The sequence below is a fragment of the Chromobacterium amazonense genome (assembly GCF_001855565.1).
GTDB classification, from domain to species: Bacteria; Pseudomonadota; Gammaproteobacteria; order Burkholderiales; family Chromobacteriaceae; genus Chromobacterium; species Chromobacterium amazonense.
Genome location: NZ_MKCR01000033.1, coordinates 129,491 through 155,864, shown reverse-complemented (window position 1 = coordinate 155,864; position 26,374 = coordinate 129,491). Strand labels below are relative to the sequence as shown.

At 63.9% G+C, this 26,374-nt stretch carries 30 protein-coding genes; 6 read left to right on the top strand and 24 right to left on the bottom strand.

All coding sequences use genetic code 11. The annotated features are described in order from the left end of the window. Both BI343_RS17580 and BI343_RS17575 read right to left on the bottom strand, forming a co-directional pair. Nucleotides 1-1,194, bottom strand: a complete 1,194-nt coding sequence (locus BI343_RS17580) for an amino acid aminotransferase (RefSeq protein ID WP_071110688.1) — start codon at nt 1,192-1,194, stop codon at nt 1-3. Between the two features lie 71 nt (nt 1,195-1,265). Continuing rightward, nucleotides 1,266-1,556: a superinfection immunity protein gene (locus BI343_RS17575; RefSeq protein WP_071110687.1), complete on the bottom strand. Its 291-nt coding sequence runs from the start codon at nt 1,554-1,556 to the stop codon at nt 1,266-1,268. Between the two features lie 196 nt (nt 1,557-1,752). Here BI343_RS17575 and BI343_RS17570 point away from each other — a divergent pair, with 196 nt between their 5' ends. The 3 genes from BI343_RS17570 to BI343_RS17560 are packed head-to-tail and all read left to right on the top strand — an operon-like array spanning nt 1,753 to nt 3,766. After that, the gene (locus BI343_RS17570) at nt 1,753-2,208 is read left to right on the top strand and encodes a GNAT family N-acetyltransferase (RefSeq protein ID WP_043625633.1); all 456 of its coding nucleotides are present in this window, start codon (nt 1,753-1,755) and stop codon (nt 2,206-2,208) included. A gap of 26 nt (nt 2,209-2,234) precedes the next feature. Continuing rightward, the gene (locus BI343_RS17565) at nt 2,235-2,879 is read left to right on the top strand and encodes an alanyl-tRNA editing protein (RefSeq protein ID WP_071110803.1); all 645 of its coding nucleotides are present in this window, start codon (nt 2,235-2,237) and stop codon (nt 2,877-2,879) included. Further along, a complete protein-coding gene (locus tag BI343_RS17560) occupies nt 2,876-3,766 on the top strand; it encodes a DMT family transporter (protein ID WP_083341052.1) in 891 nt (296 codons plus the stop codon). The genes BI343_RS17565 and BI343_RS17560 overlap by 4 nt, the downstream gene beginning before the upstream one ends. Before the next feature lie 64 nt (nt 3,767-3,830). Here BI343_RS17560 and BI343_RS17555 read toward each other — a convergent pair whose 3' ends face one another. From BI343_RS17555 to BI343_RS17460, 20 genes are all read right to left on the bottom strand, one after another. After that, entirely contained in the window at nt 3,831-4,766 is a 936-nt protein-coding gene (locus tag BI343_RS17555) for a tail fiber protein (protein WP_071110685.1), read from the bottom strand. 173 nt (nt 4,767-4,939) lie between these two features. Beyond that, a complete protein-coding gene (locus BI343_RS17550) occupies nt 4,940-5,605 on the bottom strand; it encodes a hypothetical protein (RefSeq protein WP_071110684.1) in 666 nt (221 codons plus the stop codon). A 163-nt stretch (nt 5,606-5,768) separates the two neighbouring features. Then, nucleotides 5,769-6,734 carry an IS5 family transposase gene (locus BI343_RS17545; protein WP_083340712.1) on the bottom strand — a complete coding sequence of 322 codons (966 nt, stop codon included), beginning with the start codon at nt 6,732-6,734 and terminating at the stop codon, nt 5,769-5,771. Nucleotides 6,735-6,769: 35 nt separating this feature from the next. Next, nucleotides 6,770-8,608, bottom strand: a complete 1,839-nt coding sequence (locus tag BI343_RS17540; RefSeq protein ID WP_071110683.1) for a pyocin knob domain-containing protein — start codon at nt 8,606-8,608, stop codon at nt 6,770-6,772. Nucleotides 8,609-8,701: 93 nt separating this feature from the next. Then, nucleotides 8,702-9,280: a YmfQ family protein gene (locus BI343_RS17535; RefSeq protein WP_071110682.1), complete on the bottom strand. Its 579-nt coding sequence runs from the start codon at nt 9,278-9,280 to the stop codon at nt 8,702-8,704. After that, the gene (locus BI343_RS17530) at nt 9,277-10,365 is read right to left on the bottom strand and encodes a baseplate J/gp47 family protein (protein ID WP_071110681.1); all 1,089 of its coding nucleotides are present in this window, start codon (nt 10,363-10,365) and stop codon (nt 9,277-9,279) included. The genes BI343_RS17535 and BI343_RS17530 overlap by 4 nt, the downstream gene beginning before the upstream one ends. Continuing rightward, nucleotides 10,365-10,715, bottom strand: coding sequence for a phage GP46 family protein (locus BI343_RS17525; protein WP_071110680.1), 351 nt, complete (start codon nt 10,713-10,715; stop codon nt 10,365-10,367). Before BI343_RS17525 ends, BI343_RS17530 begins: the two co-directional genes overlap by 1 nt. A gap of 57 nt (nt 10,716-10,772) precedes the next feature. After that, a complete protein-coding gene (locus tag BI343_RS17520) occupies nt 10,773-11,414 on the bottom strand; it encodes a phage baseplate assembly protein V (protein ID WP_071110679.1) in 642 nt (213 codons plus the stop codon). Nucleotides 11,415-11,614: 200 nt separating this feature from the next. Then, nucleotides 11,615-12,667 carry a phage baseplate assembly protein gene (locus tag BI343_RS17515; RefSeq protein WP_071110678.1) on the bottom strand — a complete coding sequence of 351 codons (1,053 nt, stop codon included), beginning with the start codon at nt 12,665-12,667 and terminating at the stop codon, nt 11,615-11,617. Beyond that, a complete protein-coding gene (locus tag BI343_RS17510) occupies nt 12,651-13,958 on the bottom strand; it encodes a DNA circularization protein (RefSeq protein WP_071110677.1) in 1,308 nt (435 codons plus the stop codon). The genes BI343_RS17515 and BI343_RS17510 overlap by 17 nt, the downstream gene beginning before the upstream one ends. Continuing rightward, nucleotides 13,958-16,078 (bottom strand): NlpC/P60 family protein, encoded by a 2,121-nt coding sequence (locus BI343_RS17505; protein ID WP_169829041.1) that lies wholly within the window; start codon nt 16,076-16,078, stop codon nt 13,958-13,960. The genes BI343_RS17510 and BI343_RS17505 overlap by 1 nt, the downstream gene beginning before the upstream one ends. 201 nt (nt 16,079-16,279) lie before the next feature. Beyond that, the gene (locus tag BI343_RS17500; protein ID WP_071110675.1) at nt 16,280-16,654 is read right to left on the bottom strand and encodes a phage tail protein; all 375 of its coding nucleotides are present in this window, start codon (nt 16,652-16,654) and stop codon (nt 16,280-16,282) included. 66 nt (nt 16,655-16,720) lie between these two features. Beyond that, nucleotides 16,721-18,145: a phage tail sheath subtilisin-like domain-containing protein gene (locus tag BI343_RS17495; protein ID WP_071110674.1), complete on the bottom strand. Its 1,425-nt coding sequence runs from the start codon at nt 18,143-18,145 to the stop codon at nt 16,721-16,723. 77 nt (nt 18,146-18,222) lie between these two features. Next, a complete protein-coding gene (locus BI343_RS17490) occupies nt 18,223-18,912 on the bottom strand; it encodes a DUF1834 family protein (protein ID WP_071110673.1) in 690 nt (229 codons plus the stop codon). A 73-nt stretch (nt 18,913-18,985) separates the two neighbouring features. After that, nucleotides 18,986-19,201, bottom strand: a complete 216-nt coding sequence (locus tag BI343_RS17485; protein ID WP_071110672.1) for a hypothetical protein — start codon at nt 19,199-19,201, stop codon at nt 18,986-18,988. Between the two features lie 10 nt (nt 19,202-19,211). Continuing rightward, a complete protein-coding gene (locus tag BI343_RS17480; RefSeq protein WP_071110671.1) occupies nt 19,212-19,409 on the bottom strand; it encodes a TraR/DksA C4-type zinc finger protein in 198 nt (65 codons plus the stop codon). Beyond that, the gene (locus BI343_RS17475; protein WP_071110670.1) at nt 19,406-19,855 is read right to left on the bottom strand and encodes a hypothetical protein; all 450 of its coding nucleotides are present in this window, start codon (nt 19,853-19,855) and stop codon (nt 19,406-19,408) included. Before BI343_RS17475 ends, BI343_RS17480 begins: the two co-directional genes overlap by 4 nt. 106 nt (nt 19,856-19,961) lie before the next feature. Beyond that, nucleotides 19,962-20,183, bottom strand: coding sequence for a hypothetical protein (locus BI343_RS17470; RefSeq protein WP_071110669.1), 222 nt, complete (start codon nt 20,181-20,183; stop codon nt 19,962-19,964). Between the two features lie 2 nt (nt 20,184-20,185). Then, entirely contained in the window at nt 20,186-20,590 is a 405-nt protein-coding gene (locus tag BI343_RS17465) for a M15 family metallopeptidase (protein ID WP_071110668.1), read from the bottom strand. Nucleotides 20,591-20,617: 27 nt separating this feature from the next. Further along, a complete protein-coding gene (locus tag BI343_RS17460) occupies nt 20,618-21,037 on the bottom strand; it encodes a Mor transcription activator family protein (protein ID WP_043625680.1) in 420 nt (139 codons plus the stop codon). 333 nt (nt 21,038-21,370) lie between these two features. Here BI343_RS17460 and BI343_RS17455 point away from each other — a divergent pair, with 333 nt between their 5' ends. Together BI343_RS17455 and gmhA are read left to right on the top strand one after the other, a co-directional pair. Continuing rightward, nucleotides 21,371-22,117: a S24 family peptidase gene (locus tag BI343_RS17455; RefSeq protein WP_071110802.1), complete on the top strand. Its 747-nt coding sequence runs from the start codon at nt 21,371-21,373 to the stop codon at nt 22,115-22,117. A 58-nt stretch (nt 22,118-22,175) separates the two neighbouring features. Then, entirely contained in the window at nt 22,176-22,769 is a 594-nt protein-coding gene (gmhA, locus tag BI343_RS17450) for a D-sedoheptulose 7-phosphate isomerase (RefSeq protein WP_071110667.1), read from the top strand. A 36-nt stretch (nt 22,770-22,805) separates the two neighbouring features. On the opposite strand, the gene BI343_RS17445 is transcribed toward gmhA, so the two are convergent. Together BI343_RS17445 and BI343_RS17440 are read right to left on the bottom strand one after the other, a co-directional pair. Continuing rightward, nucleotides 22,806-23,744 (bottom strand): alpha/beta hydrolase, encoded by a 939-nt coding sequence (locus BI343_RS17445; RefSeq protein ID WP_071110666.1) that lies wholly within the window; start codon nt 23,742-23,744, stop codon nt 22,806-22,808. A 97-nt stretch (nt 23,745-23,841) separates the two neighbouring features. Further along, nucleotides 23,842-24,717: an HD domain-containing phosphohydrolase gene (locus BI343_RS17440; protein ID WP_071110665.1), complete on the bottom strand. Its 876-nt coding sequence runs from the start codon at nt 24,715-24,717 to the stop codon at nt 23,842-23,844. A gap of 217 nt (nt 24,718-24,934) precedes the next feature. Between BI343_RS17440 and BI343_RS17435 the strand changes: the two genes are divergently transcribed. Next, entirely contained in the window at nt 24,935-26,284 is a 1,350-nt protein-coding gene (locus BI343_RS17435) for an SGNH/GDSL hydrolase family protein (RefSeq protein WP_244886689.1), read from the top strand. The last annotated feature ends 90 nt before the right edge of the window (nt 26,285-26,374 follow it).

The following is a 26,374-nucleotide window of genomic DNA, read 5'->3' as shown; positions in this document are numbered from 1 at the left end:
TTACTGTACTTTAGCGAATGCTTGGGCCACATAGGGCGCGTTGGCGGTATTGAGGCCGGCCACGCACATGCGGCCGCTGCCCACCAGATACACGCCGAACTGCTCGCGCAGCTTGTCCACCTGGGCCTGGCTGAAGCCGGTGTAGCTGAACATGCCGCGCTGGTTCATCAGGTAGCCGAAGTCGCGCTCAGGCAGCGCTTCTTTCAATACCTGCACCAGCACGCCGCGCATCGCCTGGATGCGCTCGCGCATCTCATTCACTTCCGATACCCACAGCGCCCTCAATTCCGGATCGTTCAGCACGGCGGAAATCACCTTTGCGCCATGCGTTGGCGGGCTGGAGTAGTTGCGGCGCACGGTAGCTTTCAGCTGGCCGGCCACCAGCGCCGCTTCGGAGGCGTCGTCGCACACCACGGACAAGCCGCCGCAGCGCTCCCCATACAGCGAGAAGATCTTGGAGAAGGAATTGCTGACCAGACAAGGCACGCCGGCATCGGCCATGGCGCGGATGGCGTACGCGTCTTGCTCCAGGCCGGCGCCGAAGCCTTGGTAGGCGATGTCCAGGAAGGGGATCAATTGGCGCGCCTTGGCCACCGCCACCACTTGGTCCCACTGCGCGTTGGTCAGGTCCGCGCCGGTAGGGTTGTGGCAGCAGGGGTGCAGCAGCACGATGCTCTTGGCCGGCAGCGTTTCCAGCTTGGCCAGCATGGCCAGGAAGTCCACGCCGCGGGTGGCCGGATCAAAATACGGGTAACGCTCCACCGTGAAGCCGGCGCCTTCGAAAATGGCGATGTGGTTGTCCCAGGTCGGATCGCTGACCCAAACGTTGGACGTCGGGAAATAGCGCTTGAGGAAATCCGCGCCCACTTTCAGCGCGCCGGAGCCGCCCAGCGTCTGCAGCGTGGCGATGCGGCCGTTTTTCACGGCCGGGTGTTCGGCGCCGAACAGCAGTGCCTGGATGGCGTTGCGGTAAGCCGCCAGACCGTCCATCGGCAGATAGGTGCACGGCGGCTGCGGCTGGCTGGCCAGCAGCGCTTCGGCCTGCTCCACCGCCTTCAGCCGCGGGATGCGGCCGGCTTCGTCGTAATACAGACCAATGCTGAGATTGACCTTGTCGGCGCGGGCGTCTTTGCCGAAGGCTTCCACCAGCGACAGGATGGGGTCGCCGGCGTAGGCGTCGATATGTTGGAACACGAGTCTTCTCCTCTAGGTATGCTTGCGCCCGCCTGTTGCGTCGGCGGGTCGCCCGGTGTGCGGCGCGGCGCTCAGGCCAGGTCGTCGCGTTTCAACGCCAGGCCCATTGCCAGCAGCCATGGCAGAATCAGCCATCCGCCCACGACATTCAGCAGCGCCACGGCGCGCAACCGCGGGCTTCTCTCCAGCAGCGCGGTGAAGGTGGGCAGCAAATAGGCGCCTACCATGACCAGGGCATCGCCCAGCCAGATGGCGGCCTCAACCAGCTCCGGCCGGTTTTGCCAGCTGCCGTAGCACCATAGCAGGATGGCCAGCGCCAACAGCGCGAACAGCAGGTTTCTCAGCAGCGGAAATGGGTTCATGGCGAGAGGGCGATGGGCAAACCCTTATCGTGCGAGTTTTTTCCTCGGCTGGCAACGGCCTTCTACGTGAAACAGGAGAATGAAATTCCATAAATTGGGCAGATTCTGGCATGAATAGATCGTTTTCATGCCAAACGCTTGTTTGGGCCTGGCAACTTGTTTAGGCTAGGCTTTTTCCAAGCGCAAGGGAGCGGCCATGGCGGTGCAAATCGATTGCGATCCGCGGCGGCTGGACCGCGAGCGGATCTACCGGTATCTGTCGCAGCAGTCGTACTGGGCGCGCGGGCTGCCGCGCGACATCTTCGAACGCTCGCTTGAGCATTCCCTATGCTTTGGCGCCTATGACGAGGCGGGCAGCCAAGTCGGCTTTGGCCGGGTGGTGACCGACCGCGCCACCTTTGCCTATCTGGCCGATATCTTGGTGCTGGATGGATGGCGCGGGCAGGGCATAGGCAAGCAGATCGTGGCCGCCATGCTGGCGCATCCAGAGCTGCAGAACCTGCGCCGCATGATGCTGGCCACCGCCGACGCCCACGGCTTGTATGCGCAATACGGCTTCACGCCGCTATCCAGACCGGAGCGGTTGATGGAGAAGCTGGAGCAGGAGGTTTACCAGCGGCTGGCGCATGAAGGCCAGGCGGGCGGCGCTTGATGGATGTCGCGAAGGCGTCGGCAGGCATGACCCGCAAGCAATTCTGGAGCGATCCGTATCAGACTGAACTCCTGACCCGCGTCCGACGCGTGGAGGGCGAGCGGGTGTGGCTGGACGCCACCATCTTCTATGCCTTCTCCGGCGGCCAGGAGAGCGACAGCGGCAGCATAGGCGGCCGCCCCGTGTGCGCGGCGGAAAGGCAAGGGCGGGACATCGTCTATACGCTGGCGCCGGACCACGGCCTGCAAGCCGGTGCCGAGGTGGCGGTGAAAATAGACTGGCCGCGCCGCTACCGGCTGATGCGGCTGCATTTCGCCGCCGAGCTGGTGCTGGAGCTGATCTGCCGCCAGGCGGCCGGCGCGGAGAAGATAGGCGCGCATATCGCGGAGGACAAGGCGCGAATAGACTTCGCGCTGGACCAGGCCATCACCGCCTTGCTGCCCGCTATTGCCGCCGAGGCGCAGCGGCTGATCGACGCCGATCTGCCCATCGCCAGCGCCTTTTCCGACGAGGCGGCCGAGCGCCGCTACTGGGAGCTGCCCGGTTTCGCGCGCGTGCCTTGCGGCGGCACTCACCTCAAGCGCAGCGGCGAGGTGGGGCGAATCGCCCTCAAGCGCCGCAATGTCGGCAAGGGCAAAGAGCGCGTTGAAATTTATTTATTGGATGCATGATGTGGTATGACTTTGCCGCAGTCGGCGCCGCCGGCTGCTGGGCTTTGGGCGGCCTGCTGGGCGCCGCGCCCTCCCGCCATTTCGGCCCCTTCGCCTTCACCCGCTTGCGGCTGACGCTGCTGACCATCGTATTAGGCGCTTACAGCCTGCTGTCCGGCGGCTGGCACAGCATCAGCGCCGCCGCATTGTGGCCGGTTCTCATTTCCGGCCTGGCTGGAATCTTCCTGGGCGACACGGTGATGTTCGCCTCGATGAACCGGCTGGGGCCGCGCCGCACCGGCTTGTTGTTCGCCACTCACTCGGTGTTTTCGGTGCTGCTGGGCGTGCTGTTTCTGTCCGAACGCCTGAGCGCCGGCGCCATGCTGGCTAGCGCGCTGGTGTTTGGCGGCGTGCTGCTGGCGGTGGCCTTTGGCCGGCGCGAAGTAGACGCCCACGTATGGGAGCGCAACGACAAGCTGGCCGCCGGCGTCGCGCTGGGCCTGGCCGCCGCGTTGTGCCAGGCGCTGGGCACCTTCTTCGCCAAACCGGCGATGGCGGCTGGGTTGGAGCCGGTGACCGCGTCGGCGCTGCGCATGGGCGTCAGCTGCGGCGCGCATTATCTGCTGTGGTGCAGCGGCTGGCGCCTGGCGAAAAGCCGCGGGCCGTACACGCCGCGCATGCTGGGCCAGACCGCGCTGAACGGCTTGGTGGCGCTGGGCCTGGGCATGACGCTGATCATGTTGGCCTTGCAGCATGCCAACGTGGCCACGGTGGGCATCCTGTCCGCGCTCAGCCCGGTGCTGATCCTGCCCATGCTGTGGGTGACGTTGCGCCGCCCGCCGCCGCCCTTGGCCTGGATAGGCGCGGCGGTCAGCTGCGCCGGCACCGCGCTGGTGGTGCTGCGCTGAACTGTGCCGCACCATGCAAAAACCGCGCTGAACAGGCGCGGTTTCACGTGGAACGTTGCGGGCGTCAGTACTTGATGCAGGCGAGCAGGGCGATGTTGCGGGGGCGAGTTTCTGCTCCTCCGGTCTTGTCCGTGGGTACGGGGCCGACCCCATCGCCATAGTCGATGCCTGTTCCCATGTTTGTGCCAACCTCTCTGCCGGGAGTTGTAGGGATGCCATTTGTGGTTGGGCTGGCATGACTATGACTTAAGAAGTCATGGTTTTGCAATGAACCCAGACCGCGCGTGGAGTCGGGGTCGGCTCCACGGCCTCTATCCCAACCTCGAATGAATTCACCTTGTAAATTAGGTAGTTGGAACTGTTTTATGCCATCCCCACCGAATATAGCCCCAATAGCAGTGAACAAAGCAGGATAGTCTTTGCAGCTTTTCATTGAACCATCGGCAATTAACCAGCCGGTCGGCGCATCCTTCATCGCGAAATAAGCCACCATGCCAGCCGGAGCGGCGGCATTGACTTGAGTTGAAGTCGCGCCATCGCTGATGCCATACCCGGCCAGAGTGGATGCCCTGTCGGCCTTGCCGGCAAGCAGTTTAGCGATCGACGCCGCGAAGTTGGCGTCATTGCCCAGCGCTGCCGCCAGCTCCTGCAAGGTGTTCAAAGCGCCCGGCGCGCCGGCTACCAGATTGCTGATTGCGCTTTGTAGATCAGCCTTGCTCGCCCCATCGTTAATGCCATACCCCGCCAATGTAGTTGGCTTTTGATTGCCGCCCCAGGCGATGCTCTGCACCGCTTGCAGCAGCTGATCCTTGCGCGCCGGGTCAGGGTTCTGGCCGTTGCTCTTGATGACGGACAGCAGTTCCTGCTGCGTGGTTTGCACCGCGGATTGCACGCCGTTGAGCCAGTCCGAGGTGACGATGGTGCCGAGTTCGCCGGTGGCGGGGTTGCCGTCATGGAACAGGCCGTCCGGACTGGTGATGGGTTTGAGCTGGTCTTGCATGGAAAGCGCCTCCCGCTGGTAATGAGAAATCGGCCGCCGGGGCCGATGACAGATGTCGCTGATTCGGAATGACGGCGATTGTGCGGGAAGCCGGCGTGGCGGCTCAGTGGACGAATGTCAGTGCTAAAGGGAAACAGCCACTCCTGATTCGGAGTGGCTGTTTTTAGATGCTACTAAGCTCCGATAGCGATCTTTTTAAGATTGGAAATGATTTCCAGTGAGAGGTTTTTCACATTCTGAAGTGTAGGCTGCTTGAATAGTTCCAGTTTCCTCATTCGTTCCGTTGCCAGTTGTTCCTTTTGTACGCGCAGTGCCTGGGCATTCGACAGTACAGTTTCACACGCCTCTTGTATGGTTTTGCCACTTGCCTGGATGTATGTCGCCATGTAATTTCCGGGTGTAGCCTTATAGCCGGACTGTTTCAACTCTTTAGCCTCAACTTCGCGTATTTGGTACTCTTGGTCAAATCGGGACAAGTCGTTGTACAGCTGGGCAGCAATGTTGTCTATCGCGATAGCCTCTCGGGTGGATATTTCTTTCAGCGATCTTTCAACAATCTTGCCATCGATATAACGATAATCAAATTGTCGTTCCAGCAAGTCTGTAGGCACATTGTTGACATCCAGCTCAACCAGGGATGCGCCACAAGGCCAGAGCGTTGAAATATCCTGCGCTAAAGAGCGAATGGAACCATCGGTTTCGTAAACTATTTTCAATGTGCTGGGAGAGAATTTCTTTTGGGATTGATACCAGTCTTCCCCATTGCCATCACGAAGATACAGCGTATTCGGCATCGCATTGTCAGGGGTATATTGTTTCAGATTAAGTAGCTGTCTCATGGGAATCGCCTTAGATAGAGGAAATGGTATACCAAGGGAAGGTCTGAACAACCTGCCACGCAAACAGAAATGCAATTTCTCGCGGGGCTTCGGTTGCATTTCACCCACCAATTCCAGATCGCCCGCCATGAGGATGACCGGGTGCTTCCGGTCATCCGGCCTTTTAACTCGCCGCCAGCAAGGCCTTTCGCGCCAGCCAGATGTTGGCCAGCCCAAACAGCGTCATCAGTTGCGCGGTGTTCTTCTTCAAACCGCGGTAGCGTGTTTTCAGGTAGCCAAACTGCTGCTTGATGACCCGAAACGGATGCTCCACTTTGGCCCGAATCTTGGCTTTGACCATTTCGCCCAGCTGGATCTGCCGGTCGTCGGCTGAATCGGTCAGCGCTTTGCGCTGGCCGGGCCTCATCGCAATCCACCAACGCACCGCTCGCGATTGGTGTTCGGCTCGCTTGTGCACGCCAGCAAAGCCGGCGTCGCCAAACACATCGATTTCCTCGCCGTGCAACAACTGATCGACCATCGTGACATCCGCCACATTGGCGGGGGTGCCGGCCACGTGATGCACCAAGCCGGACTGGGCGTCGACGCCGATATGGGCCTTCATGCCGAAGTACCACTGATTGCCCTTCTTGGTTTGATGCATGTCCGGATCGCGCTCGCCCTGAGCGTTTTTGGTGGAGCTGGGCGCGTGGATCAGGGTGGCATCGACGATGGTGCCTTGCTTCAACATCAGCCCTTTGTCGCAGAGATGCTGGTGGATGGCGGTAAACAGAGCGTGGGTCAGCTGGTGCTTTTCCAGCAGATGGCGGAAGTTCAGCAGGGTGGTTTCGTCCGGGACGGCGTCCAGGGAGAGGCCGGCGAACTGGCGCATGGAGGCGATCTCGTACAGGCTTTCTTCCATGGCGGGATCGGACAGGCTGTACCAGTGCTGCAGGCAGTAGACGCGCAGCATGGCGGACAACGGGTAGGGGCGGCGACCGTTGCCAGGCTTGGGATACACTGGATCGATGACGGCTTCGAGCTGCGCCCAAGGCATGACCTGATCCATCTCTGTCAGAAAGATTTCGCGGCGGGTGCGCTTCTTCTTAGCGGCGAGTTCGAGATCGGTGAAGGTCATCTGCTGTCGCATGCTGGCGTCCTGGATCTGACTGAGGGGGAGTCAGTTTACGGGAAGATTGGAGACTTGTTCAGACCTTCCCAAGTGCCGTTGATCTGTTTTTGCAATGGGCGGCGTTGCACCACGTCAGGGAAGGCGTCGGTATTGCCATTGACCACACCTGTTATGACATAACCAGCAGTGTCGGAGTAACCTGGTCCATTCCAGATCATGACGCTTTCCATGGCACCCAGCCGGATATCTTGTACTAAGGAGGGGCCGGGATTGAAGTTTCCGGAGTGCCAAACACGGTATTCTGCGCCAGAGGCTTCCTTGAGTACTAAGGTTTCGGAGCCGTAATTCTTATGGACCAGCGCTACGGCTGATTTTCCTGGACGGTGCAAGCCGAGCGATGGGAAGTCATCTCCCGTTGACTGCAACATCATGGTGCCGCGGGCATAAATATTTGGGTCATATTGGTTGGGTGTGGTTTTGACGATGGCGGTGGTTTGCGCTGTGGTTAACACGGCATTTCTTGGGGAAATTACGCCGTCAACCGCAGCATTCATTTCATTTTTGCTGGCCGCGTCAGTGATGCCATAGCCGGCTAGTGTGGAGGCTTTGTCGGCCTTTGCTAGGAATGCGGGACTGTCCTCATGTACCAGTGTATGCCAAGCATTCCATTTCTTTGCATCGTCGTTACGAGTGCGAAAACGCATGATACTGCCACTGCCGTAATCGGCTGTTAGCTGGCAGGAGTAGTCGATGCTGCCGCCTAGGCCGCCGAAGGCGATGAACGGGCCATTGACGCCGCTGGAAGTCCCATAGTTGAAGCCCATTTCGCCAGCGGAGATCGAGGTATCGAGGGATGTGCCGTCATCAGCATGAATCCGGTAGCGACGTTTCTTGATGATTTGGCTGTCATTTCCGGAATGCCACACCCGATATTCGCCGCCGCCTGCTTCCTTCAGCATCAAGGTATCGTCGCCATAGTTCTTGTGCACCAGCGCCACCGCGCTGTTGCCGGGACGGTGTAGGCCCAGTGACGGGAAGTCGGTGCCGGTGGAGCGCAGCTCCAGCGTGCCATTGGTGTAGAGATTGTTGTCGTAGACGTTGGGCGTGGTTTTGAAGATCTGCGACGTTTGCGCGGTGGACAGCGCCAACGTGTTGATGCCGTAGCCGGCCAGCGAGCTGGACTTGCCGGCCAGTTTGTTGGTGATGGTGGCGGCGAAGTTGTTGTCGTTGCCCAGCGCCGCTGCCAGCTCCTGCAGCGTGTTCAGGGCGCCGGGCGCGCCGCTGACCAGGCCATCCACCGCCGCTTTCAGCTCGGCCTTGGTGGCGCCGTCGGTGATGCCGTAGCCGGCCAATGTGGTGGCGGCATCGGCTAGTTTTTGCCATTGGGTCCAGTTGCCGCGGTAGCGGCAGCGGTACCAGCAGCCGGCATTGTTGAAGGACTGATATTGCTGGTAGACCATCTCGCCATCGGAGAAAGCGAACAGCAGGCCGGCGTACGGCACCGGGTAATTGGCACCGTTGGCGGCATAAGCGTTGGCAGGGTTGTGGTACAGGCCGTCGTCCGTGATGTTGTTCAAATCGACCCTATCACCGAGCTGGGGCCGCAGCGTCAAACCATCCGTAATGCCATACCCCGCCAGGGTGGTCGGTTTGTTGTTGCCGCCCCAGGCGATTTTCTTCACAGCCTGCAATAGCTGGTCCTGGCGCGCCGGGTCGGCGTTCTGGCCGGTGTCCTTGAGCACCGACAGCACTTCCTGTTGGGTGGCCTGGAGGGCGGATTGCACATTGTTCAGCCAGTCGGCGCTGACGATGGTGCCGAGCTCGCCGGTGGCGGGGTTGCCGTCGTGGAATTTCTGGTCCGGCGTGGGAATGGGTTTGATGGGGTCTTGCATGGGCGCTCCTGAGAGATGGATGGGAGGCGGCGTGCCGCTGGCGGCGGGGCCGGGTGAGGAGAAGGGCGGGCAGTGGACGCGCGCAGCGCGGGCTTACGGCCGGTAGGCGAAGTAAACGAAGGTGTGGGCCGGTTTGAGGTCCTGGATCATTTCCTCCAGCCTGGGGTCGCCGAAGGCGGTGAGGCGTTCGCCCGCCAGCGATTGGCCGGCGCGAAACTGGTAGGGACGGACCTTGCTGCCGAACACCGTCACCTGCCACACCCAAGGGATGTCTTCGCTCCACAGCTGCTGGCCGGCGCGGTTGACGCCGGCGCGGAACGGCTGCGGCTCGGCGATCTGGATTTTGTAACCCATGCCGGCGGCCAGCCGGGTGAAGTAGGGGATGGACAGGCCGCCGGTTTCGGCCAGCTTGGCCAGCACGGCCTGCTGGCGCTGCTGGTAGGGCGCGCCGGGCGGCGGCGTCAGGCCGCAGACGCGTTCCCAGTCCGGCAGCAGCGCCTCGGCTTGCAGCGGCGTGACGGCGCCGGCCAGCTGGCGGGCAGAGCTTTGCGCGCGGTCCAGCGCCGCGCCCTCGCTGGCCAGTTCGGCTTGCAGCCGCGGGCCGTCCGGGCGGTAGCTGGCCGGCGGCAGCAGCCGGGCCAGCAATTCCTGGTAGGGCGGTTGCGGCATCATTTCAGCGTCCTCACCGTCAGTTGGCCCAGGCGCAGCCATTCCACCTTGCTGGCGTCGGAAACCGGTTTGACGTTGCCGGCCGGGGCGTTGAGCTGGCGGTCCTGCACGCCGGGCAGGTCGGAAATCATCGCCTCGATCCGGCTTTTGACCAGCTGCTCGCCGGGCGCGAGGCCGGCGAAATAGGCTTGCAGCGTTTGCTGCAGCAGCGGCGTGAAGGCGTCCGCGCCCATGCCGCCCAGATCCAGCGCCACGTCGATGTCCACCGGGCGCGGGGTGGGCGCCAGCACCAGGCAGTTTTTGGCGGTGACGGGCCGCAAATCTTCGATATGGGCCTGCACCTTGGCCAGCGTTTTATCCGAGGGCAGGCTGCCGTCGGCGGTGATGACCACGTCCACGGTGCCGGGTCCGCGTCGCAGCGGGTAGACGTAGGCGGCGCTGACGCCGTCGATTTCCATGGCCCAGCGGCGGTAATCGTATTGGTTGCCGCCGGCGGGCGGGCGGCGGATCAGCTCCAGCAGGCGGTCCAGCAGGGCCGGGTCGCTTTCTTCGTCGGTGGCGCCGGTCATCGTCAGCAGCATGGCTTTGCTGGCGATGCCGGAAGGCGCCTGCATCAGTTCCACCGGCAGATTGGCGGGCTGATTGCCGGCGCTGCCGGGCAGGCTAGCCTGGATGGGCAGGCTGGCCCGGCCGTTGGCGTCCAGCCGGTCCGGCGCCGGCTTGCCCTGCGCATCGAAGGGCTGCGCGACGTACAGCTGGTCTCCGACGCGGACTGGCAGGCCGCTGGCTACCAGCGCGCCGGGCGCGCCGTTGATCTGCAGCCAGCCGCTGGCGGCGGTGGCCGGCTTGCGCACGATGCCGCGCAGGCGGGCGTGTTGTTCCAGGTAGGCGCTGTCGGCGGTGTCGGGGAAGATCTGGCGCGCGATCCAGCTTTGGTGCTGGTACAACCCTTCCACCGCGCCGGCGGTGGCGCTGGCGCGGACGAAGTTGTCGCTGTCCGGCGCGGTGGCGGCATCGGCGCGCAGGTTTTGCAGGTCGCGCAGCAGCGCGTCGCGAATGCTGGCGAAGTCGGGCGTGGACAGGGGCATCAGGCTATCCTCACTTGATGTTGGAAATGTCGGATGTGGCCGCCGGTTTCGGCCACTTCAATGCTCAGCACCAGGCGGCCGGGGCCTTGCCGCTGCGCCGATACCTGGATGCGGCTGGCGCGGCCGTCCTGTCGCAGCGGCTGCAGCGCCTGTTCCGCGTACTGACAGGCCAAGAGGTCGATGCGGCTGCTGTCCTTGCTCCGCGACAGTTCGTGCAGGCGCGAGCCCAGCGTCGCATCGGCCCACCAGCCGCCCAGAGGGGTCATCAGACGGAGGTAGACGGCGTTGGCGAGGGTGTCGGTGGCGCCGCCGGCGTAGTCGCCGGTGACGGGGTCCAATAGTGGGTCCATGGCTATTTTCCTGGATGGGGGAAGGAGGCGGCAGAGGACGCCAGTCAGTGGCGCGGCTTATTTGGGCGGGCTGGTGGGGCCGTTGGGCGCGTCATGGGTGTGCGAGACCAGGCTCTTGCCGCTGGCTTTGACGTCGCCGCTGGCGTTCATCGACCCGGAGAGCTGGATATCGCCGTTGACGCTGGCGCCGCTGCCGCCCTGGATGGCCAGGCCGCCGTTGCCGTTGATCTGGCCCTGGGCGGTGAATTGGGCGCTGGTTTTCAAGGCGGGGGTGGTGAAGCTGGCTTGCTCGCTGGCGTTGACTTGCCAGTTCTTGCAGCTGAGCTGGAAGGTGTCGCACTCCACCGCGATGATTCTGCCGCGTTTGAGCACGATCTTGCTGCCTTCGTCGCTGTACAGGGCCACTTCTCCCGGTTGCAGCGATTGCAGCCGGTAGCTGCCGTGCTCGGTGGCGATCACCACGCTATGGCTGCTGCGGCCGCCCAGCGGCAGCACCATGGCCATGGTGCCCGGCGGCGGATTGGAGGTGTAGCCGTAATGCTGGAATAGCTCGGCGTCTTGCAGCCGCTCGCCGGCCAGCGCGTCGGCCTGGGCCAGCTGCACGCCGCCGCCGCTGTCCACGTGGGTCAGCGCCGCGCGGAAGCCTTGGCGCACATTGCTGAAGGCGCGGCGTATGCGTTGGTCTACTTCATGCCACATGGCGGTTTCCTTTAAGTCTGAAAAACATAGCAATAGCCACGGAAACACACGGAAGGCACGGAAAAATTAAATCAGACATGGAGCTTTGCACGCGATAGAACCGCCATCAGAACCTATATTTCTCCGTAATTTCGCCGATTTTCCGGGGATGAAGAGGCATTGATGGTTTTTTCCGTGTCTTTCCGTGGCCAATAATGGGTTTAGGGGCTTTGTTTTCCGGCGCGCATCGCCGGTATCCAGCACTGGTCTTCCTTCAGCGTCAGCCGCGTGACACAGCCTTGGCCGCGGCCGCCTTCGAAAGTGCGCGCCATCAGGAAATAGGTGCCGTGGATGCCGTGCGGCTCGCTTTCCACTTCGATGCGCTGGCCCGGCGTCCATAGCGCGCCCTGGCTGTCGCGGTGGCCGGCCACGGTGGCGGTCAGGGTGTAGCCGGCCAGGCGGGCGTCGGCCAGCATCTTGTCGGCGCGGGCGGCCAGCTCGGCCGGGCTGGCGGCGTCCGGCTCCACCTGGATGCGCGGCTTGTGGTAGCAGACGTCGGAATCGAAGGTTTGATGGCGCATGGCGTGGCGGCCGGCCGTCAATGCCTGGCCGTGGGCCTGACCCAGCAGGATCAGCTCGGAATAGCGCTGCGCGTGGGAGCGGGTTTCGCTCAGGCTCAGCACATTGTTGCCCTTGCCGTCGCGGCGCAGGATCAGCCGCGCGCTGGCCGGCCGGCTGTAGTCCGGGCCGCCCACCACCAGGGTGCCGTCCGGGTCGAACCAGGCGGTCAGGCCGTTGGCCTGCGCGGCGCGCGTGAGCACGTCCCAGGCGCTGTTGCCGGGATCGACGTTGATCTTCTCGATCTGCCCTTGAGCCTTGGCGTCGACACGGATATGGGCGATACCCAGCGGTTTCACCACGTTGTCCAGCACGTCTTGCAGCGTCATGCCCTTGGCGGTGAACAAGGGCGCGCTGCAGTCCAGCAGCATGCCGGCCAGGTCACGGCCAGACAGCGCCAGCAGGTGGCTGCCGGAAGCGACGCTGTGGCTGATGTCGTCGATGCGGCCCAGCAGCACGGTTTCGCCGCCGACCTGCACTTTCACCAGCGCGCCCGGTTCCACTTCCGGCGGGAAGACGCCGCCGGGCAGGCCCAGCGACACCTGCCAGCCGTCGGCGGCCATGGCCAGGTCGGAGTCGATGGCGTAGTGGGTCCAGTCGCCATGCTGGCGGCCGTTGATTTGCAGGCTGACGGCGTGATTAGCGGGCGTAGCCATAGACCAGGGTTCCCGGAGTCAGGTGATTCGGTTGCGACAGCTGCGGATTCAGCCGCAGCAGCTCGTCGGCGCGCTGGCTGTCGCCATACCACAGGTGGGCCAGCTGGCGCAGATTGCAGGCGGCCTCCACCTTGCGCTTCAGCAGTGGCGGTTTGGCGGCGATCAGCGCGGCGGCGCTTTGCTGCACCTGCAGGCCCAGCGTGCGCAGGCCATCCACCACCGGATACGCGTATTCGGACGCCATGCCGGCGCGCCATTGCTCCATGGTGGCTTGCAGCGAACCGCGCACGTCGCCGGCGATCTGCTCCAGCGCCGGCGGCGTCAGCGTCGGCTTTTGCGCCTCGCTTTGAAAGATGCCGGCGGCGGCGGCGGCCAGTTTGGTGGAGACATGCAGCTGCAACATGGCGTCGATGCGGCGTTGGTCATCGGCCCAGACCGACAGCGAGGCGCCGGCGGAAAGCGGGGCGATATTCTGGCGCACCGTGGCCGGCAGGTTTTCCAGGCGGCGGCGCAGCGCTTTCCAGTCGGCCAGCGTGGCGGAGGGCAGCGCGGCGGCGGTTTTCAGCGCCGGCAGCGGGCCGAGATCGACTTGTCGATCCAGGCGCCAATTGGCGGCCGCGTCCACCAGCTGGCCAGCCTGGGAGACGAAGGCCTGCGGATAGGCCAGCAGGTCCGTGGCCTGGGCCACTGCCTGATTGGCCATTTTCGCCAGCTGTCCCACCGTGGCGGTGAGCTGCTGGCGCAGCGCGGCCACCCGGCTCAGCGCGCCCTTGGCCGTCGCCACCACGCCTTGCGCCTTGGAGAAGGCCTCGCCGGCCATCTGGCGCAGCTTGTCCACTTGGGACGAGATGGCCTCAACCTGCGGCAGGGCGGCGCCGGCGGCGAAAAACGGATTGCCCGGCGTGGCTTCCACCCAGTTGATGTCCACCGTGCAGGAGTCCGGCGCGTCGGCGTCGTGGCTGATCTGGTAATCCAGCACCTGAGCCTGCGGCATGCTGCCGAACACCGGGTGCACCAGCTCGCCGGGGCCGGCGGCATCCAGCGCGGCGACGAGCTCGCGCAGCCGGCGCTGGTAGTCCTTGCCCCAGAACATGGCGGACAGCGATACCTTGCGCGCCTTGCGGCCCAAGTCCTCCACATCGGCCCCGTCTTTATATGGGTACTCGTGCATGGCCTGGTCGCGCTGCGCGCTGTCCACGCTTTTCAGGCAGTCGAAGCGCACGCCGCGAAAGCTGGCGTCCACCAGGCCGCCGGCGGATGGGACGCCGGCGAATACATTGAGGCTGAACATCAATTCCTCCTTTGCTGCTTGCTATTGGCGGCGTTGACGGCAGCGACGATGTTGCCGTTTTGGACGTCGACCACTACGCGTATCGGTTGCGCCAGCGCGGCGCTGAGTTGGGCTATCAGGGCGGATAGCTGCGATTCGGCTGTATTGCCGAGAGCAGGTGCGGCTTGACCGGTCGGCGCGGATTTTTTGGCCGGGGGGGCCGGCTTGGGCGCTGCGGCGCTTGGGCCAGCCGATTCAGCCGGTTTGGCGGCGATGGTCGCTTTGGCCGGCGGCGTGGTGTGGGGCTCGGCAGAGGATGGCGATGCGGGGCTGGCGCTGGGCGCGCCACTGACTGCCACCTTGCCGGCCTTGAAGCCTTCCACTTTCTTCATGCCGTCCATCAGAGCCTCGAACTCGGGATGAGTCAGGTCCTTGATTTTCTTGCCATGCAGGTCCAGGCCGCGGCTGGCGGCCAGCTGGTAGATGCCCTCGGCGTACTGGGCGTGATGGGCCTTGCCCGAGTAGTCGGACACCGCGTATTTCGGCAGCATCTGCTCGATGGTCTTGTCGCCGTGTTGCTGGGTCAGCAACTGGGCCTTGGCCGCGCGTCCCGCCGCTTCGTCGGTGAAGATGGCGTTGCCCCATTGATCCAGATCGACCACGCCTTGATAGCGTTTTTGGGCGTCCGCCAACGCGCGGGCTTTGCTGCGTTTGCTGTGGTCGGTCTTGTCATGGCTGCCGGCGTAGCCGAATTTCAAGTTGCCCGGATTGTGGTTGCGCCAGGCCACGGTGCCGCCGCTGCGGGTTTGCACCGTGCCGTCAGCCATTTGGTAGACCCGGGTGCTGCCTTCGGCCCGCAGCAGCTTTTGCACGGCAGCGGATGCCGCGGGTTGCTGGGCGGATGCCGCCGCGGCGGGTTTCGCGGTGACTGGTTTCTGCGTAAGGGGTTGCGACGCCACAGCTTTGGGTTGAGGTGCTTTCTGCACGGCGGCGGCGGGGGGCGCTTGCAGATACTCGGCCTTGGGACGCAGGAATTTTTGCGGTTGACCCCACCATGCGCCCTTGCCCATGGCGGCGCGGGACGCGCCTTTCTTGGATTGCGCGCCGAAGAAGCTGCCTTTGCCGGTTTTGGCGTCGTAGTCCTCGACGATGCCGGTATGGTTCTTCTTTCCTTGCCATAGCGCGATGTCGCCAGGTTTGACGTCCTTGGCATCAACTTCCTGGTAATACTGGGAATGCGCCATGTCGGCGGTGGTCTGGTACGGAATGGCGTAGCCGGCGCCCTTGACCGCCTGGTTGACCAGATGGGAACAGTCGATGCGCTTGACGCCCTTGGCGTCTTGCTCGCCTTTGCCGCCGTATTGGTACTTGTAGCCGTTGAAGCGGCTTCTTTGACTCAAAATCGCCTGAGTGCCCGAAGCGGAGCTTGGCGCTGCAAACGAGGAGGCGTCTTTGGGCATGGCCCTTTTGGCCTGCTGTTGGCCTGCTTGGATGGCTGGGGGGGCGGGATGGGCCGTGCCGGTGTCGATGCCATCATGTGTGTTGGCAGGGCGGGCCGCAGGCGTAGCCGGCGCGTCTGTCGTCGGCTGCGCGGCGGCATGGCCGCCTTGCATGGCTTGCTCCACTTGCGGCGCCAAACGGTTGATGGCGCTTTGCGCGCGCTGCGCATACTCGGCGGTCGAGGTGCCATTGCCGTCGCGGGTTTCTTTGTGCTGCTTGAAAAGCGCGCTGGCCCCGCCAACGCCTTTCAAATGCGCCGCCCCGGCGAAGGCCGCGATTCTCTCCGCGGAGTCGTTGGCGTTGATGGCCTTTAACTTGATGCCTTGCTGGATTTGTTTGTTGGTGTATTCAACAAACTTGGCGTCTTGCAGGGCTTTATCGCCAAGAAAGCTGCTGAGACCGCCCGGCGTTTTCCAGTTGGACGCATCCTCCAAGAATTTGGCGTGCAGGCCAGTGTTCTTGGCATACCATTGTTTTCGCCAAGCTTTGCCGTACTGTTTCTTGGCAGCGGCGATAGCGGCATTGTATTTTTCGCGGTCGACCAGCCCGGTTTCTACCAGCGCTTCCGCGCCGAACTGGTATTGGCCGTAGTAGCCCTGCTTGTTGTCGCTGTTAACCTTGCCGGCGCTTTCTTTCTGCATGACCGCAGAGGCGTAAGCGCGGGTTTGGGCCTCGGTTAGGCCGGCGATTTTGTCCTTCCCCTGAAAAGACAGCGCATGTTGGACGAGATCGAATCCCTCGTTTGCTTGTTGATTCCGTGGTTTTTGAGTCATCGCAACCTGCCAGTGGTGACGTGCTGCCTGTTGAAGACACAGGCAGCACGGATTAACGACTTAGTGGAGTCACTCCGTCACTTTGCGCAGCGACATCAGCTTGATGTCGCGGCGCGCTTCGCTTTCCACGCCGTATTTCTCGCCGACTTCCAGCGTGAAGCAGTCGAGGTAGCTCACGCGCTTGCCGCCCGGGGCCAGCGGATATTCGGTCAGCTTGGCGCCTTCGATCGCCTCCCAGTCGATCTCGCCGCTCAGCGGGATTGAGACGGTCACGGCCAGTTCGTATTCCGACACGCCGCGGGCGAAGCCTTTGGCGCGGCCGCTGGAGTTCATGGTTTTCACCAGCTTGCGGCCGGTTTTGCTGCTGACGTTGAGGTCGATGACATCGATTTCCTGGCCGTCCACTTCCAGGACGATGGAGCCTGCGTATTCTTTGAGAGCCATGAGTCTTTCCTTGTGGGTTCTAGAGAAGGGGCCGACCGGCGGCGCCGGCCGGCAAAGGGGAGAGCGTTACAGCAAGAGATCGATGCGGCCGGCGAACACGTGCAGGCCGTTGACCACGTCCACCGGGATTTTGGCGTCCAGGCGGTTGGCGTCCTGCAGATCGCGTTCCACGATCAGGCCGGCCTTGTTGGCTTCCACCTGTTCGATGATTTCCAGCTCTTCCAGCTTGTACAGCACGTCCAGCAGCTCGGAGCGGACCTTGGACGGCGTGCGGTCGGACAGCTTTTCGCGCGGGAAGCGCAGCGCGATGCGCTCGCGGCAGGCGCGGCGCACGTAGTCCAGGGTGCGGATGGTGGTGATGTCCAGCAGCGACACGTCGTCCACGCCCTGCGCATCCTTGGTGTAGGTGCTGATGGCGCGCACGATCTGCACGCGGTTGCCGGCGGCCACTTCCAGCGGGGTGACGCCGTTGTACAGCGCGCTTTCCTGCTCGGTGCGGGTGGTGCGGTAGGCCAGGTCCACCACGTCCAGGCCTGGCAGCTCCAGCGTGTTCAGCGGGCGGGCCGGATCTTCCTCGCTGGCGATCACCGCGGCGTAGGCGGCGGCGATGTCGCCCGGCAGCTTGGCCGATCCGCGATACCAGGCGGCGGTGATGCGGCCGCTGTCCAGCTTGGCGGACAGGGCGCTGGCGTCGGCCAGCGCGCCGGTGCTGGCGATGACGCCGATGGCGCCGCGCTGTTCCAGCGGGCCGGACACAAAGTCCAGATGGGCGCGCAGCGCGGTCAGCGCGGCATCGCCGGTGAACGGGCTGGCGATGATCTGATGGCCGCCGCTGGCTACGGCGGACAGGGCCGGCGCGATGTCCGGGTCGCCGGCGCCGCCCTTCATCGGCGCGACGACGACGCCGAGGCCGGCGATCTGCTCCTGCGCCTTCAGCGCGATGGCGTTGCCCAGGCTGCCCTTGTGGCGGGCGGTGAGGGTCAGCACTTCCTTGGCCGCGACAGCCGTGATCGGCAGGTCGGTCAGCTTGGCCAGCGCGGCCTGAGCGTTGGCGGCGATCTTGGGCGCGTCGTCGCCGGCGGCGACGGCGACGTCCACGCGGGAGGCGCCGATGTACAGGCTCAGCACGCCGGCGGCGGTGGCCGGGCCGCTGAAGGTGAAGCTGCCGACGGCCGGCACGCCGGCGGGATTGTCATCGACGGCGATCACCGTCAGCTGCAGGTAGGGGTTGGCGTTGATGGCGGCGCGGGCCATCAGGTGGGCGAAGGAGCCGCGGCCGAAAACCTGGGCGGCCTGCTCGTCGCTGAACACGTCCAGCGCGGCCAATGCCGGCTGGGCGGCGCTATCGGCCAGGCGCTGGCCGATCACCAGCACGCGCTGCGGATTGCCCGGCAGCGTGCGCACCGCCAGTTTGGTGTTGAACTCGAAGTATTTGCCCGGCTTGCGGATGGAGGCCGGAATCTGGTCGAAGCTGATGTTGGGGCTGGCCATGAGGAAAAACTCCTGATTTGGCGGTTGGGAAAGGAGCCGCGCCGAGCGGCGCGGCGAGGGGAAAGGCCGAGGCGGCTTCAGGCTTTGGGGGCGTTGACCACGTCCTGGGCCTGGACGCCGGCGGAGCCGGCGATGTGGTAATTGAGTTGCACGCTTTGCGCGGATTTGACCGGGTCTTCCAGGCGGCCGCCGAAGGCGCGGAACAGCGCGTCCGGATCGGCGTCGCCTTGCGGCGCCGGCCAGTGGCCGTTGTCCAGCGCCTCGTCCAGCCAGTAGGTGCTGAAGTCGCAGGCCACCAGGCTCCACGGCTGGCCGTCGCGCGCCGCCTGGCCCAGCGGGCGGACTTTTTCCGGCAGCAGCGGGTTGACGGCGAGGCCGAAGTCCTGCGAGGCCAGCAGGCGGCGCACGGCGTACACCAGCTGCCAGACGCCGGCGCCTTTGTAGGCGGCATCGGCTTGCAGGCGGTCGCCGACGATGACGGTGAACAGCGCGTTGGCCTTGTAGCGCAGGCGCTGGCTCGATTGCGGCTGGCTGGAGACGATGCCGCCGGCCACGGTCCACAGCGCCGGCAGCCGGGCCAGCGCCTGCGGGTTGATCGTGGGGCTGGCCTGGCCGGGGGTGAGGCGGCTGGCGTAGTCGCCGTGGGACAATTGCAGGCCGCACAGGGCGGTTTCGTCGAGGTCGGCCGCTACTTCGCGCACCATCTGGCCCATGCCCTGGCGCAGGCGGTCGGCGATGGCGGTTTGCAGCGTGATCAGCATGGACATGATCATTCCTTGGAGAAGGCGGGGATGGGGGCAGTGTGCGGCCAGTAGCGCCGCGCGGCTTAGTTGAGGGGTGTCAGTGCAGTACGCGTTTGAGCATTTCGCCGGCCAAGGCGACCAGCAGCGCGGAGATGGCGCCGGACAAGGCGCCGCTCTTGGCGGCTTGCACTTCCACGTCGCGCAGCCGGCCGTCCAGCTCTTCCAGCTTTTTGTCCTGCTTGGCCAGGTGGGCGACGATCATGTCCAGCTTGCCTTCTATCCGGCCCAGGGCCATCAGGTTGTCCTGTTCCACGTGAAACCTCTCAGTCTTCCGCCTGTTGCTGGCACTGCACGCAGCGGGTGCAGCTGGGTATGGCCGCGCGGCGCGCGGCCGGTATCGCTTCGCCGCAGTCCTCGCAATGGCTGTAGCCTCTGGATTGCAGTTGCTGGAAATGGCGGGCCAGCGCCTGTTCGCGGAATTCGGTTTCCAGTTCGCTGGCGCGATCAAAGAAATCGCTCATGGTTGGGGTTCCTGTTGCGTGAAGAGTTGTTTCAGGGCGAGGAGGCGCTGCTCCAGCTCGCCGCACCAGGCACCGTAGTCGGCGGCGTGGGCAAGGAGGTCGGCTGGCGGTAGCCCGCCATCGGCGCCGGGGGCTTGGGCGGCAGATCCAGCAGGTAGGGGCTGGGGGCCGGGCAGGTCGGCGGGATAGCCGAGGAGCTGGCGGTAGAGGCGCAGGCCGTCAGGGCCAAGGCCAGTAAAGCGGGGACCATCGTGGCGGGCGACATCGTCTATCCTTTGCGTTTGCTGGCGCCGCAGGGCTTGCAGCGCGTTTTGCTTGTCCAGCAGCTGGCCTTCCAGCTGGTCCATGCGTTGCCGCCATTGCCGTTGCCATGCCAGCGCGGCGGCTTGCTGCTGTTGCAGCTGCTGGCTGTGACCGGCCTGCAGTTCGGCAAGCTTGGCCGCCATTTCGGCCTGCCAGGCATGGCGGCTGTGGGCGCTGCCCGCGGCATAACCGGCTGCGGCGGACAGAATGGGCAGCAGCAGCCGGTTATGCGCAGGGTGGACAGGCTGATCATGGCTGGCTCCGGTCGCGGTAGGCGGCGATCATGCGCAGCGAGGCGGAATAGCCGCCCACCACGCCCAGATAGATCAGCCAGATGTCCGGCGTCAACGCGCCGCGCCAGCCGTCGCGGATGAACATCGCGGTGGCGGCGGCGCAAGCCACGTTGGCCCACAGCCGGCTATGGCTGATGCGGCGGCTGCGCGGACGGCACAGCAGGTCGGCGGGATGCATGCTCAGGGCTCCAGTGACAGTTGAAAATGCGGGAATTCGCGGTAGGGCGCGTCCAGTTGGCCATGCCAATACAGGCCCAGGCCCAGCGCGATGCGGCCCATGGTTTGCCAGTGGGGGTGGTCTGCGTCGCAGACCGGTTTGCCGCCGACCAGGGGCACGACGTCGAAGGCGCGCGCGGCCGGGCTGCCGTACAGCATGGCGTTGTGGGCGGATTCGCCGGGGCGGGCATAGGTGACGATCGGACCGGGCTTGTCGCGACCTTGCTGGTAAAGCGCGTCCTGCTCGGCCGCCGAGCGCCAGGTGCAGACGATCAACGGATCTACGCCGTGGTCGCGGCAGCGTCGCAGGAAGGTTTCGGCCAGCGGTTGCAGTTGCGGGTGCAGATCGGAAATGGCGCGGCTGGCCATGCGGGTTCTCCTAGGTTCGGGAAACGATCAATGCACTTCTCCCGGCGCCGGCGGCGTTTTCAACACGCGCCAGATCATCCGGTCGCTCAGGTGGTAGCGCATGGCGAGCACGCCGACCGCCTCATTGGCGCCCAGGCCATCGGCCAGCAATTCGTCGAAGTCGCGGATCAGTTGTTGATTGCGCGCTTGGCGCAGCGCCTGGCTGCAACGCGGGATGTACAAAATGTCGCCGCCGAAGTGATGGGTCAGCCGTTCCGCCGCTTCCTGGCCGATCACATCGACCAGCGCGGCGAAGCGCAGCTGGCCGGCGCGGCTCTGATTCTTGGAGAACGGCAGGGTCGTGCCGCCTAGCGCCTGCACCAGCTGCAGCGTGCGAGGCATGCCGATCAGCTTGGCGACCAGTTGCATGGTGGAAGGCAGGGCGGGATATTGCGCAAGAGTATTCATCACGGAAGCTCCAGGAGGTCGCGAATGGCCTTGGGAGACAGTAAGTTCTAAATAAGTTACAATTTCCTGATCACGGAGAAGACAGACAGCCGTGTATTATTGGGTGTTTTTTTAGAACTAACTTGCCTTGGTCATCAGTTTAAGTATAAGTTTCAACTGTAAAAATAGAATAATTGGAACTGATTTGTCATTTCGTGGCTATTCTAGACGGGTATTTTGAACTAAACAAGCAGCGGGATGTCACTACGCATGTCAGTTCCACTGGATGAGATGACAAAAGAATAGTACTCTGGGGGGTCGGTCCAGCGGTACATGCAACTGATGGAGTTCCAAATGGAAAATTCTCTGCAGGCTACGGATTTCAAGCAGCGGCTGGAACTGCTGATCGGCGCCGAAAAGCCATACGCCTGGGCGGCGCGCATCGGCATCAACAAAGGCTCCTTCACCAATATGTGGTACAAGGGCGGCGTGCCCAGAATGGCGACCGCGCAGAAGATCGCGGCCAGCAGCGGCTGCCGTCTGCCTTGGCTATTGCACGGCGAAGGGGCGATGCGCGACGAGGCGGCGGCGCCTCCCGAGCCGGCGGGCGAGAGCGAGCGCGGCAGGGCGGCGCGTCCGCTGGACGCGGATGACGATTTCGTGCCGCCGGGCGTGCATGAGGAGTTCTGTTTTATACCGCGTTATAACTTGAAGGCGTCGGCCGGTTTTGGAACCAGCGCCTCGGGCGAACAGGCGATGTTCTATATGGCCTTTCGCCGTTACTGGGTAAAGAACTATCTCAACGCCTCCCCGCGCGATCTGGCGGTGATCAGCGTCAAGGGCGACAGCATGAGCGGCGTGCTGGAAGACCGGGACACCATCCTGGTCAACACCGCCGAGCGCAATCCCGGCGAAGGCTTGTTCGTGATCCGCATCGGCGACGACATCTTCGTCAAGCAGCTGCAACGGCTGCCGGGTGGCGCGGTGCAGGTGAAGAGCGCCAATCCGCTATATGAGACCTTTACCGTCGATCTGGCCGGCGCTGGCGCCGAGTTCGAGGTCATCGGCCGGGTGGTGTGGTTCGGCCGGCAGATCGCCTGAGGACCGCTCTAGGCGTTGGGTGTAAACTGTGGCCGACTTCGCAAGATCAGGATGCTCCATGCAAAACCATATTCAGGCCAGCCTGGCCGAGGCGCAAAGCGCGCTCGATAATCTGCTGGCCAATCCGCAGGCGTTGGCCGCCATCGAGGCCGCCGGACAGACCATCATCGACGCGTTGGGCAGCGGCGGGCGGATTTTCTCCTGCGGCAACGGCGGCTCGATGTGCGACGCCATGCACTTCGCCGAGGAGCTGACCGGCCGCTACCGCGACAACCGCCGCGGCATGGCGGCGATCGCCATCAGCGATCCCAGCCACATCAGCTGCGTCGGCAACGATTATGGCTATGACGAAATCTTCGCCCGCTATCTGGAAAGCCACGGCCGGGCCGGCGACGTGCTGCTGGGCTTGAGCACCAGCGGCAACAGCCGCAATGTCATCCGCGCCGCCGAGGCAGCGCGCGAGCTGGGCATGAAGGTGATCATCCTGACCGGCCGCGCCGGCAGCAGGCTAGAGCCGCTGGCCGATGTTTACGTCAACACCCCGGGCGGCCGCTACGCCGACCGGGTGCAGGAGCTGCACATCAAGGTGCTGCACATCCTGATCGAACTGACCGAACGCCATTTCTGCCCGGAGAACTATCCGGCCCCATGATGGCGCCGCGGCAGCCGGCGCGCCGGCCGACGCGGTTCAGTCGGCGTTGAGGAATTCGCCGATGCGGCGATAGGCGAGGGCGCAGGCCTCTGGCACCAGCGCTTCCATGTTCAGGAAGGCGTGCATCTGGTCGTCCAGATGCAGTTGCGCCACCGCCGCGCCGGCTGCCTGCAACTGGCGCGCGTACTGCTCGCCTTCGTCGCGCAGGATGTCGAAGCCGGCAGTGATGACCAGCGTGGCGGGCAATTTCGCGCTGCACGGCCAATACAGCGGCGACGCCTGCCGCCTGTCTTCGCCATGCTGGAAATACTGGTCGAAATACCAGGCGGTGCGGCTGGCGGTGAGGAAGTAGCCCTCGCCGTTTTCCTTCACCGATGGCTGGGTCAGCGTGTAATCGACGCAGGGATAGATCAGCACCTGGCGCGCGATTTCCAGCGAGGCATCTTGCTGCGCCTTGCCGCTGAGACTGGCGCACAGCGCGCCGCCGGCGGAGTCTCCCGCCAGCGCCAGACGCCGTTGGAAACGCAATTGGCGCTGCTCCAGCACGTCCCAAACCCCCTTGGCCACCGACCACGCGTCGCGCAATCCGGCGGGATAAGGGTTTTCCGGCGCCAGTCGGTATTCCGCCGCCACCACGATGTGGCGGCTGGCTGCCGCCAGGCGCCGGCTGATGCCGTCGTAAACGCTGACGCCGCCGGCCATGTGGCCGCCGCCATGCAGGAAAACCAGCACCGGCAAAGGCTGATCCGGGGCTGGGTGGTAGATCCGCACCGGCACGCTGTATTCGCGGCCGGGCACCAAGTCATCGTTGACCCAGGCGATATCGGGGCCGGGGCTGACCATCTGCGCGGTCAACTGCGCCAGCGCCTCGCGCGCGCCGATGGCCGTGGCCTTGTAGCCGCTGGCGATCTTTTGCGCGGCTATTTGGTTGAACTGTTCCAGCCATGGTTTCAGCGTGGGGTGGAGTGTGTGCATGGTGGGCCTCTGCCAGGAGATGCGGCATGAATGGTGGTTTTAATTTATACCATGCGCATTCTTGAGGCAAATCATGTGACCCATATGCCGACCGTTCTCAACCGAACAGCATTTCCAGCAGGCCAGGGCGTTTGCGGCTGTTGAGCTTCTGGTTTTCCGCCAACAACTTGTCTATCAGACGGTTGTTGGCGCGGGGCTGGCGCGCCTTCACCAGATCGCGCTTGCCCGACGGCGTCAGCGACAGCTCGCCGCTGTGCTTGCTCAGGCGATAGCCGCCGCCGCAAGCCGGGCAGTAGATGTCTTCGCCATCTGCGGCGTCCGACGGCACAGCGATGATGGGACCGCAGGACAGACAACACTGCATGGGTACGCCCGGTTCGCTGTGCCCCAGCACATGGTCGAGCTTGCCGGCGCGGCCCAAGGCTACGAAGCGGTCGGCCAGTTCGGCGTCGAACTGGCCGCCGCGGTTTGCCTCGATGATGGCCAGCGCTTTTTCCGACGGCATGCCTTGGCGGTAGGGCCGGCTGCTGGTCATCGCGTCAAAGGCATCGGTGATGCCGACAATGCGCGCCGCCAAAGGGATGGATTTGCCGCTGAGCTGGTTGGGGTAGCCCCGGCCATCCGGCGTTTCGTGATGGCTGAGCACCGCGTCTATCACCAGGTCGGCCAAGGGATGGTCCAGCAGCAAATCCGCGCCGACTTGCGGGTGGATCTTGATCACCGCGTATTCTTCGTCGCTCAGCTTGTCCGGCTTGTTCAGCACCGCGTCGGGCACCCCTATCTTGCCCAGATCATGCAGAAAGCCGCCCAGCGCGATGCGTTCCACCTCTTCCCGCGGCAGCTGCAGATCGGTCGCCAGCAGCAGGCTATAGCGCGATACGCGCCATAGATGGCCGCCGGTATAGGCGTCGCGCGCCTCAACCAGCATGGCCATGGTGTACAGGGTTTTCAGCAGTTCGCGATGGGCTTGCATGGCAGCTCTCCTGGGCGGTGGTTTTCTTACTATGGCATATGCAAATCGGATCGACAGCGGATTGATGCTGCGCTGGCGAGATCACGACAGTCAGTCGAGTGTTGGATCTATTTCTTACGGCAAACGCTGGCCCGATATACAAATTTCATATTTCCTTTCTACTGTGCTGTGTCTATCCCTTCGATGCCGTACCCACCACTCATCACGAGGAGAAAGCATGAAAGCATGGTTGCTGTTGAGCGCCGCGTTGGCCGCGCCTGCCTTTGCCGGCAATGCCGATGTGACGCCGGACGCCCGCTACGCCCATATCCTGTCGCCGTCCGGTCCGCTGAGCCGGGAGCAGCTGCTGAAGCAAGGGCTGCCCAAAGCCAAGACGGCCAAGGCGCGGCTGGGCGCCCAGTCCGTGCCGGGGCCCGCGACCTACACCTATGTGCGCTGCTATTACCGCGCCTCCGGCGCCAATACCCAACCGACGACCGACTACGTGTGGGCGCTCGATCCGTCCAGCGGCGACTACTACCGGCTGAACGGCCATTGGTGGGGAAGCGGGTTGTTCGATTGGAAGAACATGTTTTACAGCGACGTGACGCAGGACGCGCTGCGCTCGGTCTGCCAGAGCACGCTGGCCAGAAAAGGCATCCAGCAGCAGCCGGCGATGGTGTTCGCGGCCGATAACGCCATGTCGTTCAACTACACGGTATGGACTAACGATCAGGCAGGGCAGGGAACGGCGATCAACAAGATCGTCGCCTTCGGCGACAGCCTGTCCGACAACCAGAATGTCTACAACGCCTCGCAATGGACGCTGCCGAATCGCAATAGCTGGTATGTCGGCCATTTCAGCAACGGGCCGGTCTGGGTGGAATACCTGGCGTCGCGCTTGAAGCTGCCGCTGTACAACTGGGCGATAGGCGGCGCCGGCGTCAGCACGCAGAAACTGGTGATCCCGGGCGTGGTGCAGCAGGTGCAGTCGTGGCAGGAATACATGAAGCAGGCGCCCAACTACAACCCGGCCACGACCCTGTTCACCATGTGGATAGGCGGCAATGACCTGGTCAATTATGGCAGCACCCCGGACAAAGTGATCGCCGGGCAGCAGCAGGCGCTGAGCAACCTGATCCAGTCCGGCGGCCGCAATATCCTGTTGCTGAAGCTGCCGGATGTTTCGCGCGCGCCGGTGTATCAGCTGAAGGGCGGCGCCGCCACGGTGGCGGCCCAGGTGCTGGACTACAACCAGAAGCTGGCCGCATTGGCCGCCTCGCTGAACCAGCAGTACGGCGCCAACATCCAGGTGTTCGACAGCTATGCGTTGTTCAACGATCTGCTGACCAATCCGAGCAAGTACCAAGTCAGCAACACCACCCAGTCCTGCCTGAACATCAATACCGATTCGGCGTTGAACTATATGCAGGGGCAGTCGCCGCGCGCCAATTGCGGCAATGCCGATGCCTTCGTGTTCTGGGACACGCTGCATCCGACCACGCATACCCATCTGCTGCTGGGTAACGCGGTGGCGGACTTCCTCGGCTCGTCCGGCGCCATGCCGCTGTTGAAGACGCTGCATTGACCCGCTTAGGCGGACGGCGCTTGGTGCGCTGTCCGCCAGGGCTTACAATTCGGTTTTGAACCGGCCGGGGCCAACACCCCGGTCCGGCCG

Bases quoted from the DNA above. Each gene is read 5' to 3' on its own strand.
- BI343_RS17575 (WP_071110687.1), bottom strand. From the start codon at position 1,556: ATGAACCCATTTCCGCTGCTGAGAAACCTGCTGTTCGCGCTGTTGGCG.
- BI343_RS17570 (WP_043625633.1), top strand. From the start codon at position 1,753: ATGGCGGTGCAAATCGATTGCGATCCGCGGCGGCTGGACCGCGAGCGG.
- BI343_RS17565 (WP_071110803.1), top strand. From the start codon at position 2,235: ATGACCCGCAAGCAATTCTGGAGCGATCCGTATCAGACTGAACTCCTG.
- BI343_RS17560 (WP_083341052.1), top strand. From the start codon at position 2,876: ATGATGTGGTATGACTTTGCCGCAGTCGGCGCCGCCGGCTGCTGGGCT.
- BI343_RS17555 (WP_071110685.1), bottom strand. From the start codon at position 4,766: ATGCAAGACCAGCTCAAACCCATCACCAGTCCGGACGGCCTGTTCCAT.
- BI343_RS17550 (WP_071110684.1), bottom strand. From the start codon at position 5,605: ATGAGACAGCTACTTAATCTGAAACAATATACCCCTGACAATGCGATG.
- BI343_RS17545 (WP_083340712.1), bottom strand. From the start codon at position 6,734: ATGCGACAGCAGATGACCTTCACCGATCTCGAACTCGCCGCTAAGAAG.
- BI343_RS17540 (WP_071110683.1), bottom strand. From the start codon at position 8,608: ATGCAAGACCCCATCAAACCCATTCCCACGCCGGACCAGAAATTCCAC.
- BI343_RS17535 (WP_071110682.1), bottom strand. From the start codon at position 9,280: ATGATGCCGCAACCGCCCTACCAGGAATTGCTGGCCCGGCTGCTGCCG.
- BI343_RS17530 (WP_071110681.1), bottom strand. From the start codon at position 10,365: ATGCCCCTGTCCACGCCCGACTTCGCCAGCATTCGCGACGCGCTGCTG.
- BI343_RS17525 (WP_071110680.1), bottom strand. From the start codon at position 10,715: ATGGACCCACTATTGGACCCCGTCACCGGCGACTACGCCGGCGGCGCC.
- BI343_RS17520 (WP_071110679.1), bottom strand. From the start codon at position 11,414: ATGTGGCATGAAGTAGACCAACGCATACGCCGCGCCTTCAGCAATGTG.
- BI343_RS17515 (WP_071110678.1), bottom strand. From the start codon at position 12,667: ATGGCTACGCCCGCTAATCACGCCGTCAGCCTGCAAATCAACGGCCGC.
- BI343_RS17510 (WP_071110677.1), bottom strand. From the start codon at position 13,958: ATGTTCAGCCTCAATGTATTCGCCGGCGTCCCATCCGCCGGCGGCCTG.
- BI343_RS17505 (WP_169829041.1), bottom strand. From the start codon at position 16,078: ATGCAGAAAGAAAGCGCCGGCAAGGTTAACAGCGACAACAAGCAGGGC.
- BI343_RS17500 (WP_071110675.1), bottom strand. From the start codon at position 16,654: ATGGCTCTCAAAGAATACGCAGGCTCCATCGTCCTGGAAGTGGACGGC.
- BI343_RS17495 (WP_071110674.1), bottom strand. From the start codon at position 18,145: ATGGCCAGCCCCAACATCAGCTTCGACCAGATTCCGGCCTCCATCCGC.
- BI343_RS17490 (WP_071110673.1), bottom strand. From the start codon at position 18,912: ATGTCCATGCTGATCACGCTGCAAACCGCCATCGCCGACCGCCTGCGC.
- BI343_RS17480 (WP_071110671.1), bottom strand. From the start codon at position 19,409: ATGAGCGATTTCTTTGATCGCGCCAGCGAACTGGAAACCGAATTCCGC.
- BI343_RS17475 (WP_071110670.1), bottom strand. From the start codon at position 19,855: ATGGCGGCCAAGCTTGCCGAACTGCAGGCCGGTCACAGCCAGCAGCTG.
- BI343_RS17470 (WP_071110669.1), bottom strand. From the start codon at position 20,183: ATGCATCCCGCCGACCTGCTGTGCCGTCCGCGCAGCCGCCGCATCAGC.
- BI343_RS17465 (WP_071110668.1), bottom strand. From the start codon at position 20,590: ATGGCCAGCCGCGCCATTTCCGATCTGCACCCGCAACTGCAACCGCTG.
- BI343_RS17460 (WP_043625680.1), bottom strand. From the start codon at position 21,037: ATGAATACTCTTGCGCAATATCCCGCCCTGCCTTCCACCATGCAACTG.
- BI343_RS17455 (WP_071110802.1), top strand. From the start codon at position 21,371: ATGGAAAATTCTCTGCAGGCTACGGATTTCAAGCAGCGGCTGGAACTG.
- gmhA (WP_071110667.1), top strand. From the start codon at position 22,176: ATGCAAAACCATATTCAGGCCAGCCTGGCCGAGGCGCAAAGCGCGCTC.
- BI343_RS17445 (WP_071110666.1), bottom strand. From the start codon at position 23,744: ATGCACACACTCCACCCCACGCTGAAACCATGGCTGGAACAGTTCAAC.
- BI343_RS17440 (WP_071110665.1), bottom strand. From the start codon at position 24,717: ATGCAAGCCCATCGCGAACTGCTGAAAACCCTGTACACCATGGCCATG.
- BI343_RS17435 (WP_244886689.1), top strand. From the start codon at position 24,935: ATGAAAGCATGGTTGCTGTTGAGCGCCGCGTTGGCCGCGCCTGCCTTT.